The organism is Paenibacillus sp. NPDC057886, assembly GCF_042796655.1.
Taxonomy (GTDB): domain Bacteria; phylum Bacillota; class Bacilli; order Paenibacillales; family Paenibacillaceae; genus Paenibacillus.
In genome coordinates, this window is sequence record NZ_JBHVMZ010000005.1 from 139,606 (window position 1) to 152,002 (window position 12,397).

At 42.0% G+C, this 12,397-nt stretch carries 10 protein-coding genes; 9 read left to right on the plus strand and 1 reads right to left on the minus strand.

Annotation, left to right across the window (positions count from 1 at the left end):
• Positions 1–75 precede the first annotated feature (75 nt).
• The 8 genes from pdxS to ACFVQB_RS17955 all read left to right on the plus strand — a co-directional run bounded on the left by pdxS (position 76) and on the right by ACFVQB_RS17955 (position 10,373).
• On the plus strand, positions 76–960 hold the full coding sequence (gene pdxS, locus ACFVQB_RS17920) for a pyridoxal 5'-phosphate synthase lyase subunit PdxS (protein WP_218642256.1): 885 nt from the start codon (positions 76–78) through the stop codon (positions 958–960).
• A 263-nt stretch (positions 961–1,223) separates the two neighbouring features.
• Positions 1,224–2,291, plus strand: coding sequence for an ABC transporter substrate-binding protein (locus ACFVQB_RS17925; protein WP_379441803.1), 1,068 nt, complete (start codon positions 1,224–1,226; stop codon positions 2,289–2,291).
• Between the two features lie 368 nt (positions 2,292–2,659).
• A complete protein-coding gene (locus ACFVQB_RS17930) occupies positions 2,660–3,955 on the plus strand; it encodes an MFS transporter (RefSeq protein ID WP_379441806.1) in 1,296 nt (431 codons plus the stop codon).
• Between the two features lie 177 nt (positions 3,956–4,132).
• On the plus strand, positions 4,133–4,873 hold the full coding sequence (locus ACFVQB_RS17935; RefSeq protein WP_379441809.1) for a LytR/AlgR family response regulator transcription factor: 741 nt from the start codon (positions 4,133–4,135) through the stop codon (positions 4,871–4,873).
• A 1-nt stretch (position 4,874) separates the two neighbouring features.
• Entirely contained in the window at positions 4,875–6,173 is a 1,299-nt protein-coding gene (locus ACFVQB_RS17940; RefSeq protein WP_379441812.1) for an ATP-binding protein, read from the plus strand.
• A gap of 117 nt (positions 6,174–6,290) precedes the next feature.
• A complete protein-coding gene (locus ACFVQB_RS17945) occupies positions 6,291–8,345 on the plus strand; it encodes a serine hydrolase domain-containing protein (protein ID WP_379441815.1) in 2,055 nt (684 codons plus the stop codon).
• Between the two features lie 185 nt (positions 8,346–8,530).
• A complete protein-coding gene (locus ACFVQB_RS17950; protein ID WP_379441818.1) occupies positions 8,531–9,877 on the plus strand; it encodes an FAD-binding oxidoreductase in 1,347 nt (448 codons plus the stop codon).
• Between the two features lie 370 nt (positions 9,878–10,247).
• Positions 10,248–10,373, plus strand: a complete 126-nt coding sequence (locus ACFVQB_RS17955) for a YjcZ family sporulation protein (RefSeq protein ID WP_379441822.1) — start codon at positions 10,248–10,250, stop codon at positions 10,371–10,373.
• A gap of 219 nt (positions 10,374–10,592) precedes the next feature.
• Here ACFVQB_RS17955 and ACFVQB_RS17960 read toward each other — a convergent pair whose 3' ends face one another.
• The gene (locus ACFVQB_RS17960; RefSeq protein WP_379441825.1) at positions 10,593–11,456 is read right to left on the minus strand and encodes a cupredoxin domain-containing protein; all 864 of its coding nucleotides are present in this window, start codon (positions 11,454–11,456) and stop codon (positions 10,593–10,595) included.
• A gap of 423 nt (positions 11,457–11,879) precedes the next feature.
• On the opposite strand from ACFVQB_RS17960, the gene ACFVQB_RS17965 reads away from it, so the two are divergent.
• The gene (locus ACFVQB_RS17965) at positions 11,880–12,326 is read left to right on the plus strand and encodes a MarR family winged helix-turn-helix transcriptional regulator (RefSeq protein WP_379442835.1); all 447 of its coding nucleotides are present in this window, start codon (positions 11,880–11,882) and stop codon (positions 12,324–12,326) included.
• Positions 12,327–12,397 lie beyond the last annotated feature (71 nt).

Here is a 12,397-nt window from a genome sequence, read left to right on the forward strand (position 1 = left end):
TTTTAGTTGTCCATTCTCATTTTATACTAAACCATAGGTTGAAGTGAAACAATAAATTTAATTAGGAGGAATATAATCATGCAAACAGGTACAGATCGTGTAAAAAGAGGAATGGCTGAGATGCAAAAAGGCGGCGTCATCATGGACGTCATGAATGCAGAGCAAGCTAAAATCGCTGAAGCAGCAGGGGCAACAGCTGTTATGGCTCTTGAACGGGTACCCTCCGATATTCGCGCAGCTGGCGGTGTAGCTCGTATGGCAGATCCAACCATCGTGGAAGAGGTTATGAAAGTTGTATCTATTCCGGTTATGGCCAAGGCTCGTATCGGTCATTACATAGAAGCCAAAGTGCTTGAATCCCTAGGTGTGGACTATCTCGATGAAAGCGAAGTTCTTACGCCTGCAGACGAAGTGTTCCATATCGATAAACATGAGTTCACTGTACCATTTGTATGTGGAGCCAAAGATTTGGGAGAAGCTCTTCGCCGTATTGGCGAGGGTGCATCGATGATTCGTACAAAAGGCGAGCCTGGAACGGGTAACATTGTTGAGGCAGTTCGTCATATGCGTCTGATTAACAGCCAGATCCGCAAAGTGAAAAACATGTCCAAGGATGAGTTGTACGCTGAAGCAAAAAATCTGGGCGTAGCTTATGAATTACTGCGCGATGTTCATGAAAATGGAAAACTTCCTGTCGTTAACTTTGCAGCAGGCGGTGTAGCCACTCCGGCAGACGCAGCACTAATGATGCATCTGGGAGCAGACGGTGTGTTTGTAGGATCAGGTATTTTCAAATCAGATAGCCCTGAGAAATTCGCTCGTGCAATCGTTGAAGCTACAACACATTACACGGATTACAAGCTAATTGCCGAAGTATCCAAAAACTTGGGCGCCCCTATGAAAGGCATTGAAATTTCGAAATTGGCTCCAGAGGAGCGCATGTCCAACCGCGGTTGGTAAGAGTGACACAGCGCTGTAGATAAGCGCATTTAGCTTGAATAGAGCATGAATAGATATCAAGAAAAGCGGATCCATGGAGAAATATGGATCGGCTTTTTTTGATGATAAACTGTTGAACCTTATCTAGAAGTCCGGCGATTTACCAACACTTGAGAATGATTATAGTTCTCATTTACGTAATTCGACATTTGATGTATACTGAAAAAAACGATCATACATAATGCACAAAAAGAAAATTATGTATCAAAAAGGGAGCGGTTTGAATGTCTACACGTTTTAAAAAAGGAATGTTATTTTGTTTAATTACAGCACTTGTTTTTGTGCTTGCCGCCTGCGCCAGCGATAATGCGAATAATAGCTCACAGCAAGAATCAAACAATAACACATCGGAGACTCCAGCAGACGGGAAGAAAACGGAAGCGGATGCTTCGAATACAGCTCAAACAACATACCCATTAACCGTATCTAACTATACAACTGAAAATGGGGCATGGGTAGCAAAGGAACAAACCTTTGACAAGGCACCTGAACGAGTAGTAGCAAATACCCAAGGGGCAGCTGAGTTACTGGTACGTCTTGGTTTGACTGACAAGATTGTTGGGGTGGCAGCGCTGTTTGGTAATGTACCAGAAGATATTGCAGATGAGTTTAACAAAATTCCTGTGCTAGCTGAGGGCTATGTAGGCAAGGAAGTGACCATAGGTGCTTCGCCTGACCTCGTTATGGGACGTGGTGGTTTGTTCGAGGATGCTGACTGGGGTGTTGGTACAGTAAACAGTCTAAATGATATGAGTATCAAAACGTATGTGCAAAATACGAGTGTTACGGGTGCATCGTTAGATAGTCTATATCAGGATATTACAGAGCTAGGTGAGATATTTAACGTACAAGCTAATGCAGCAGCATATGTTGGGCAGCTTAAAGTTCGCGAGGAAGCATTAAAGGCACGGGCAAGTGCTGAAACAATCAACTATGCATCCTTCTCCGATAACGGTGATGGAACCATTGGAATTTACAACGGAAATGGAGATACGTTTATTGAAAATGCAATGTCACTAATCAATATGCATAATATGCTGATCAATGAAGAGGGAACGCTCAGCTTGGAAAGGCTAATTGAGATGAATCCGGATGTCATGATTATTTCCAGATACGCCGGAGGCATTGATCCGAAAGAAACGATTGAAAAACTGCTAGCCAACAAGCAGGTACAAAACATTAACGCAGTTAAAAACAAAAAAATCTTTATTATTGATTTCAATAACTTCTGGGGCTATGGGGATTCCATTTTCACAGGTGTTGAAGCACTTGCTGATGATATGGGCTTGTAATGGCACCGACAACTTCAAATCATTCAGCTGGGTTAAATCCATAACACCAGGCCAAAGTCGCTAAGTTAGCGGCTTTTTTTTGCTTAAGGAGCCAAATCATTGTAAGGTGTAACAGCTTGAAAGGCTACCTACTGGCTTTTAGAGAGACGTTGTGGATGATATGCCTTGTTCTAATGCTGGTTACATGAAGGGGGTCTCCTCCTCGAAGTCAATATCCCATCGTTCTGGGATTGTAGGCTCATTGTGTACTCTTATATAATGAAATTAGTCGAACCAAGATTAAAATCTGATTTTTACATAGAAGGAGTGTAGCACAAAGAACAATAGTTACTATTCATTCAATTCATTAAATAAAGAGGTGTACATGTATGTCGTTAGAACCGTTCCAAAATCAAGAAAAGAATGAACGCCTTCTCGCAGAAATCCAAGGATACGTAGGGTCACATCAGAAGCAGCGTCAGCTGCAAAAAAGAACATTGAGAATTGTCATCGCATCTCAAATATTTGGCGGTGCAGGGCTCGCTGCTGGCATCACTGTGGGAGGATTGCTTGCTCAGGAGATGCTAGGAACGGATCGTTATGCCGGAATCCCAACAGCACTATTTACGTTAGGTTCTGCCGCAGCGGCGCTGCTGGTTGGTCGCCTTTCTCAGAGAAAGGGCCGTAGAATTGGATTAGCTACAGGATTTCTGGCAGGGGGGCTTGGTGCGGTTGGAGTCGTACTTGCTTCGATATTCAACAATTTGCCGCTACTCTTTCTTTCATTGTTAGTCTATGGGGGAGGTACCGCGACAAATATGCAAGCACGATATGTGGGTACCGATTTGGCATTACCCGCAGAACGAGCGAAAGCAATAAGCATGGCCATGGTTTTCACAACGTTTGGTGCAGTTGCTGGTCCTAATCTAGTTAATGTAATGGGGAGATTTTCCACATCCATAGGTGCTCCAGCATTGTCGGGACCGTTCATGCTCGCGGCAGTAGCTTATATTGTTGCCGGCGTGGTACTGCTCATTTTTCTGCGCCCCGATCCGTTCATGGTGGCCCAAGCCATTGCAGAAAAAGAGAGCCATAATGGAACGGAACTACCGAAGAATAGGATAACAAGAGTCCATAAGCGTGGCATCATCGTTGGCGCAGCGGTCATGATTCTTACTCAGATTGTCATGGTTGCCATTATGACCATGACTCCAGTTCATATGACGCATCATGGACATGGAATAAGCGATGTAGGAATTGTCATCGGTATCCATATTGCGGCCATGTACCTGCCTTCTTTGATTACAGGGGTCCTCGTCGATAAGTTTGGACATACATTGATGTCTTACGCTTCTGGCGTGACATTGCTGCTTGCAGGTTTGCTGGCTGCATTTGCGCCTGCTGACTCCATGATACTCCTTATCCTAGCCTTAGCCCTCCTTGGGCTCGGATGGAATTTTGGTTTGATCAGTGGAACTGCAGCCATTGTCGATGCCACCCCTCCTCAGGTTCGTGCGAAGACTCAAGGGATGGTGGATGTGTTGATCGCTTTGGCAGGGGCTTCTGGAGGTGCTATGTCTGGCATGGTTGTGGCACAAGCAAGCTTTTCAACACTCTCATTAATAGGTGGTTTCCTATCCTTGCTTTTAATCCCCGTAGTTGTTTGGTCGCGTCCCAAACCATAATTATGGAGGCTCCATAACAACGATTAAACCGTTGATCATATCAGATCAACGGTTTTTGTGCATTTTAGGTTCTGAATCATGCTTTTCATCCGAATTCTGTCCTGAAACCTATGATAATATAGTATATTCGAGATTGAAACTCAGAGTCGATGTCAATGAAAGGCGGATGGTTCAAACATGTTCAATGTTGCAATCTGTGATGACGAGGAGAAACAAAGAGAACTAGTGAAAACGATGCTGATCTCCTTATCTCTAAAAACGAATATTGATTTCCAAATTACATTATTTGTATCTGGTGAACAGCTGATCGCTCATTATAAAAACGTCGGGGATACGTTTCATATTCTCATCATGGATGTGGAGATGCGAGGAATGAACGGCATCCAGACGGCCAAAGAAATTAGAAACATGAAGCATATGGATGTGCAGATCATGTTTCTAACCAGCTATCCTGAGTATATGGTGGAGAGCTTTGATGTGGTCACCTTTCAATATCTAATCAAACCGATCGAGCCGCATATCTTCGAGGAGAAGATGATTAAGCTGTGCCAGTATTTCCAAGCGATGGACAAAAAGTATGTGCTAATCAAGTCAGACTATGAAGAATTGTTGTTGAAATATGATGATATTCTCTGGATTGAAGTCATGAAGAGTTTAACGATCAAAAACAAGCTGAACTTTGTAACCCAAGAAAATTCGTATGAGACTAAAGGCATTTTATCCAGTTATGCAGTTGCCTTGAAAGACCATGGTTTCCTTCAGATTCATCGTTCAATTATCATCAACCTGATGCATGTGCAGAAGTTTGCCGGCACCCAGGTAGTCATGTTAAATGGAACTGAATTGCCGATAGGCCGTTCCAAAGTCAAGGAAGTCAAAGATACCTACACCAAATTTATGATTATGAGGATTCAATGATATGGATACATACGTGATCTTGTCCGTCATCGTCGTTCCTTTACTTATGGCATTCCAGGTGAATTTTTATTTCAATTCCGTGCTGGGCAAGTCCAGACGAAAGCCATACAGAGCGATCTATTTCATTGTATTTGTTGTACTGGGGTATTTCTATTTGGTATCTTCATTTTCACCTGTCTTTTCGTCCGCTTTTGCATTGTTATTCATCTTCAGCCTGGCACAATCCTATGTGGTGGAATTCATCAAAAAAATTGCATTTACCATCCTCTATGCAGTACTGCTCACAACGGTAAATTACATTGCCGTATATATTATGAGTGCGATTGATTCCACGGATTACAGCATATGGGATCATTTCAACGTGGATTATCACTGGGTGTTCTCCAAAGTGATGCTGCTTGGTTGCAGTATCATGTTCATTGTTATCCAGATTGTGCGTTTAATTGCCAAACGGAGAAGTTTCGCTGTACATTATCGTTATTATTTCTTGTTTCTGATCGTACCTACCATTACGATCTATCAGATCAATGTGGCCTCAACTTATAGTGAAAAAAACATATATTATGTCGTTTCCGTATTAGGCTCCCTTTTTCTTAATGTATTCATTGTTTATCTATTCGATAATATGGTAGAAAAGGTTCAGCTCGCACATGAAAATGTTCAACTACAGCGTCAGATGGACTATCAAGATGCCAACTATGAGAAGACAGTGCACAGTTTCAAAAACGTGAAAAGCATCATCCATGATACCAATCAGCAGTTCCTGTACATTGAAGAGTGTATCAAGCAAAACAAGCTTGATGCCGCAGTTGAGCATATTAAACTCACATTAAATAAGATTGAAGGAGCGTACCAGCGCGTGAACTCCGGCAATCTTGTGATTGATGCTCTTGTTACAAATACCATTGCGATGGGGCAGGCCAACGGGATCAAAATCGACACCCGAATTGGGCTCCACTCACAACATATTCATATTGATCGATATGATCTGTGCGTTGTGCTCGGCAACATGCTGGATAATGCCATCGAAGCTTCCAAGAAAGTCAGACATGCTGAGGACAGGTATATCTTAGTTGCGATTCACTCTACAGCGTCTACAATCATCATCCAGATTGTGAATCATGTGGAGCAAAAATTGACTCACTTGAAGAGTGAAAAGCCCGATCCGGAGTTTCACGGGATCGGCCTAACCAATATATCGAGAATGTGCGAAAAGTATGGTGGACATATGAGTATCGAAAATCATCATCGGACATTTAATAACATGGTCGTGCTTCCTTTTGACATGAACAGTCTCTGAACATACCGTTCGGGGATTGTTTTTTTCCATTCAGGGTTCGTTATCGTTCTATATGCTTCGTCCCCGATATGATGAATGCAAACATATGAGCAGCATCATAAGGGAGGAAGTTGTTAAATGAAGAAGAAGCTAATCAGTATGCTATGTACGGCTGTACTTGTGGTCATTCCGATGACAGATGTCAGGGCAGAGGCGAACAAGGTGGGGGTGATCGAGGATCGGGCAGGGCGACTCGCCACAGAGATGGTGCAGAATTATGGTGTCACAGGTTTGCAATATGCCATCATGGATGAAGGGAAAATCGTTTTGTCCGACAGTGTTGGATTCCAGGACAAGGCATCCCAGACACCAGTCAACAAAGATACCATGTTTGGAATAGGCTCCGTTAGCAAAATGGTTGTCACGGCTGCCACCATGGTGCTGGTCGATTCCGGTAAAGTGGATCTGGATCAGCCCCTCACTTCATATATTAAAGATTTTGAAATGGCAGATGCCCGATATACCCAAATAACCCCGCGAATGCTCATGAACCATTCTTCCGGGCTTTATGGTACCCATTATGGAAACAGTATGTTATTTGACGATACCGATACCCGCAATCATGATGAATTACTGCTCAAACTAAAGTCAGAGAAATTGAAATCAAACCCGGGAGCCTATTCCGTTTACTGCAATGATGGATTTCAGTTGCTTGAGATATTGGTTGAACGTGTGAGTGGATTGAGCTACAGCGAATTTATTGCCAAGTTCATCAGCGATCCGTTACAGTTGAAAGCAACCAAGACACCACTTGATTCTTTTGATAGAAACCAATTATCCGAAACATATTGGCCTTCGTTTGAAACAAAACTGCCTGTTGAAAATGCCAATATCATCGGTGCGGGTGGAGTCTACTCGACTGCAGAAGAATTAAGCCAATTCGCTGAAATGTTGATAGGAAACAAACCGGATATTTTGTCCAAATCAGCAGCAGAATCCATGCGAAAACATGAATATCGTCAAGGAATATGGGTGTCCGAAGAGAGAAATACCTTCAACTATGGTCTTGGATGGGATGCTGTGGCACTTGCACCGTTCAGCGATTATGGCATTACTGCACTTGCCAAAGGTGGAGACACCATGTTGTATCATGCCTCATTAATCACTATACCGGAACATGATATATCAATGGCGGTCCTTTCTTCGGGCGGGTCTTCTATCTATAATCAGATGTTTGCCACTAAAGTTCTGCTGGAGGTTCTTGAGGATCAAGGCATCATCGATGAGATAGAGCCTGATCAGATATTCTCACCACCAGTCAAAATGAAGATGCCTGCTGAGTTTACGGCGTATTCCGGCCTCTATGGTACGGTAGGTTCAACCCTTGATATAGAGGTTAAGAATGGCGAAATCGCACTTCCGGCTATGCAGGGAGGAATGATCCCGGAACAGAATTACGTGTACACTGGTGAAGGACAATTTACGAGTAGCGACGGAAGTGTGAAAGTCAGCTTTGAGGAAGAAAGCAACAATAAGGTATATTTTAAAGTTCAGGCGAATATCACGTTGCCCGCTTTAGGCCAAACGGTGATGAACACATATGATTATCAAAAATTGGAAAATAATTCGCTGGACACAGCATCGAAAGAGAAATGGAAGGCTAGAAACGGCTCGAAATATTACGCGCTGGATGAAAAGATAACATCAATCTTCTATTTGGTGCCAACGATGCTGATCAAAAACCTGACCGTAGATGTGGAGAACGGATATGCGAATGGTACCCGAGTTGTTGATCCGGACAATGCAGAGAATGTCGCCCAGATTCCTGTTATGAACGGAAGAGATGCTTTCGATCTGCATTTCCGTACGAAGAATGAAGCTGAGCACTTAATTCAGGATGGACAGGAGTATATTGCGGAGGAGGCCATCACACCAATTTTCGGTGGCAAAACAGGCATCACCACCATCCCGTCAAACGGTCAAGCTCGGTGGTATGCCATCGATTCCCGCTCGGCGAACAAAACGTTAACGGTGGATTCTCCGGAGAGTGGAGGTTATGCGGTATATAACGCTAAAGGTGAAGTGGTTCAATTTTCGAAAGCAACGAATCAACAATCAACGCTGCTTCCCAAAGGTGGTTTTATCGTCTTTGGTGGTGAAGCAGGAGATGTCTTCAAGATTCAACTAAAGTGATTGCATAAGGAAAAATGATTTCATTCGAAAATATCGGATCCCGAGCGTAGGTTGCTCGTGATCCGATATTTTTCTTTTTTTATACGCCCAAACACAACATGATTCTCCTTCATAGGTTATATGGAATCAGCCTAATTTGTTAATGAAAATTATGTGTTTTCATAACTAAGGAGTTGGATAGATACATGATTTCAAAAGTTAAGCTTACAGGGCGAGTGGTGTTTAAAGGTGACCCTGGATATGAAGTGGCTCGGAAGAACTGGGATCCGCATACGGACAGATTCCCTAAAGTTTTTGTGTTTGCTCAAAAAACACTGGATGTAGCGAATGCCATAAGATGGGCGCGTCAAAACAAGGTCCCTATTCGTCCGAGAAGTGGGAGGCACGCTTTAGAGTCCAACCTTTCACAAGTCAATGGTGGTATTGTCATCGACGTTAGCGAAATGAAGAGAATCAAGTTAAACAAAAAAAGCGGAACGGCCGTCGTTGAGACAGGTAATCGGGTAGGAAGAATCGTGGATACGTTGGCTCGACAAGGTTTTATGGCCCCATTTGGTGACAGTCCAACGGTTGGGATTGGTGGAATAACACCTGGTGGAGGAATTGGTCCACTGCAAAGGACAACGGGTCTCATCAGTGATAATCTAATCGAACTCGAAATGGTTGACGCTAAAGGGCGGATTATTCGGGCGAACAAAAAGCAAAATTCCGATCTTCTGTGGGCTACACGTGGCGGCGGAGGCGGTAACTTCGGTGTATACACTAAATATAAATTTAAAGTGCGGCGCTCTCCAGCCAAAGCTACTGTATTTAGTATCACATGGCCATGGGAACAGTTCGAAAAAGTCGTGAAGAAATGGCAAGTATGGGCGCCTAAGGCTAGTAACAAGCTGGGAAGTGAATTAAGTGTTGGTCCCAAAAAAGGCGGAAATGTTAGCATGCTAGGGGTATACCTCGGTTCGAAGAGTGAAGCCCTTCGTCAGTTGGAACCCATTCTTAGCGTAGGAACGCCTACTAAAAAAAGCATTCTGTACCTGCCATACAGGGCAGCCACGAAGTTTTTGCTAGCCCCAGATCCTGTGCTCACTCAAAGGTACAGCAACCAGTTTTCCAGTGGCTTTGGCAGACAGCCATTCCCGGATAAAGCCTTCAAAGTCATGCGTGAGTTTCTGGAAAATGCAGAGGAAGGTACACCAGCCGGTTTCTATTTCCTAAACTGGGGCGGAGCTATAAGTCGAGTCGCTCCTCAAGCCACTGCGTTTTACTGGCGAAAAGCTGAATTTTATGTGGAATGGAACAGCTCATGGGTGAAGCCATCGCGTGCAGCTAAAAATATTGCTTTGACTCGGAACACAAGAAAGAAATTGCAACCTTATATTGTAGGGTCCTACATTAACGTACCAGACCAAGGTATTAAAAATCCAGGGCCGACCTATTATGGAAAGAACTACGCCAGATTGCGAAAAGTAAAAGCGAAATACGATCCGAAAAATGTATTTAATAACCCGCAAAGTATTCCACCAGCTAAATAATAATAAGGTAACGACTCCAAACCGTTAATGCTGAAAAGGGTTAACGGTTTTTTGTTGTAAGAAAAGCCGGAGTGGAGATGAATATTATCACCTAGGATGGAGGTCTTTAACTCGCCTCCTTTCTAATCCTTGTATTTACTATTTATTGTAGAGTAAGATGTAAAAAAATTATAATATCCAAATTATATCTTGGGGGTCAGGTACATATCTCAAGGAGGTAAAACATGAATTACACTTTACAATTAATTCATTCTTACAAAAAGCTTACAGATGAAAGGGAGGAGGACGCAGTAGCCTTTTTTATTTACAGCCTTGTCAAATTAAGAAACCCTGAATAATCTAACACATACCACAAAAAGGGGGAAGAAACATGAGTAAAGTTGGCTATGGAAATGTAGGAGGACTTGGTGGAGGATATGGTGGTTTCACGTCCGTTGGTGCAATTCTGGTACTTTTTATCCTGTTGGTCATCATCTCCAAAGCTTTCTTAGTTTAAAAGTAAAGCTTTAGAATTTTCGCTGGCTTTCGCTGGCGTTTTTTTACGTTGTTGTATGAAGATTAACAAAAGCAATTTAAATAGGGAACATTATGTCATGATTAACTGACACAACATTCCCTATTTGACTGAAATACTATGGACAATTTGGAAGTGATAAAGATACTGTCATTTAGACTCTATCATTAAAGTGCTTGCCTTTCATCCTACATTTCTCGCTTATACTACGGTGATCGTTCCATAATACATGTACATGCCACAATTGAATTTATACGTTCCAGGTTTCAGATCATTTAAGGTTATGAAATTATCTCCTTTTTCAAGATACACATCTATTCCTAAATCTTTAGACTGAACGCTTCTTATACATGTATAACCTGAATGTTTTATAAAATTTATTTTCGTCGGAATCCCAGCTTTTACTTCAATATTTTCTTGACTAAAACCATCTGATTTTACATCGACTGAAACAATCTGATATCCTGAATTTTCTTGAAGAGAATTAGCTTGCTCACTTTGTGATTCTTGTGATTTAATTGCCGATGTATCATTCGGTTGATATTGGTAAAATAACGTTGCACCCACAGCTACAATTCCAAAAGCGACAGTAAGTATACCTCCAATAAACGGCATTCCGATTCCACTTTTATTTGTTTGATGGCTAGTATCCGTTTCTTGATTCGACAATTGAAGAGCAACGCTCAAAATAAAAATGAATAGGATGTCAACAAAGATCATCATGATATAGGAAGGGCCAACCATTACCCCGAGCATTGCGCCCATCATGCCACCCATAATTCCTGCTAACATACCATCCAAAGCTGCTAATATACTGATAGGTTTGCCTGTGAAGTATCCAGCTCCCAAGCCGAACAATATGGCGGTAATGGATGGGACTGTTAAATCACGTGGAAATACAATGCCTAATTGTACACCAAGTGCAAGGCTTGACATCATTCCAACGGTCATAGCTATCATCATGCCAGGCATACCTGTAAGTTTTTCTTTTCGCTTATACGTTTTAAGAACAATGAATGCTGAAAACAGTACAACCATAAGCATACTTAATATCGCTAATAACACAATCTTATTCCTCCTAATATCCTTACAGTAATGATGTGTAGTTATCTACTCATTGACATTACGATCAAGATCATTCATCTCCATGTATTAATATATCAGAATTATCATAACAACATAACTATTGTCACAGACAAGTCAATGGATTGTCGCAATAGTATGAAGATAAATTGACATTTTGCTGTTAACTCTTTCTATAAAATCTATTTATATTTAAAATTTTAGACATTAAACTCACTTAGATTTTTTGTTAGATCGTGAGTGAGATTGAAGTTATCTTTTCTCTGAGATAAATTTTGGAAGAGATCTGGAATGTTATTGTCACTGGTGGTAGGGAGGTTTTGTAATAGCTGTTTTTGTTATATATTTGCAAATTGCAAGTAATGTGGTTATAATGATGACCAAGAGGTGATCATGTTGCCAGATATTCAAAATCCCAGAGAGCTGCTACAAATCATGGTCCGTCGTTTTGGCTTACTGGATAAAAATTGTTGCACGGTTGGAGAGCAGGAAATATCTCTGATTCAGAGCCATATCCTATACGAAATTGACCATCAACATGAGCCGTCCATGCAACAAATTGCTGAAACGCTCGCCATGGATATCACAACCTTCAGTCGTCAAGTACAGACTCTAATCAAGAAAAATCTGGTTCAAAAAACACCACTGCCCGAAGATCGGAGAGTATACATTCTCAGTTTGACAGACGAGGGACAGTTTGTAACAACGGCTATAGATCATCGGATGAATGCTCATCTGGGTGAGGTTTTTTCTTTCATGACGGATACGGAAAAAGAAACCGTCATTCAGTCTATTAAACTGCTCAATGAGAGCATGCTAAAATCGAAAATGTGTTGTACGCCGCTGGGGTAATGGGCTTCATTACCCCGTTACATTGCTCAAACACTTGCAAAATGCAAGTATATTTAAACATACTGGAGGTA

Coding starts and splice junctions, on each gene's coding strand:
- ACFVQB_RS17930 (WP_379441806.1), top strand. CDS start 2,660: ATGTCGTTAGAACCGTTCCAAAATCAAGAAAAGAATGAACGCCTTCTC.
- ACFVQB_RS17945 (WP_379441815.1), top strand. CDS start 6,291: ATGAAGAAGAAGCTAATCAGTATGCTATGTACGGCTGTACTTGTGGTC.
- ACFVQB_RS17925 (WP_379441803.1), top strand. CDS start 1,224: ATGTCTACACGTTTTAAAAAAGGAATGTTATTTTGTTTAATTACAGCA.
- ACFVQB_RS17955 (WP_379441822.1), top strand. CDS start 10,248: ATGAGTAAAGTTGGCTATGGAAATGTAGGAGGACTTGGTGGAGGATAT.
- ACFVQB_RS17950 (WP_379441818.1), top strand. CDS start 8,531: ATGATTTCAAAAGTTAAGCTTACAGGGCGAGTGGTGTTTAAAGGTGAC.
- ACFVQB_RS17940 (WP_379441812.1), top strand. CDS start 4,875: ATGGATACATACGTGATCTTGTCCGTCATCGTCGTTCCTTTACTTATG.
- ACFVQB_RS17935 (WP_379441809.1), top strand. CDS start 4,133: ATGTTCAATGTTGCAATCTGTGATGACGAGGAGAAACAAAGAGAACTA.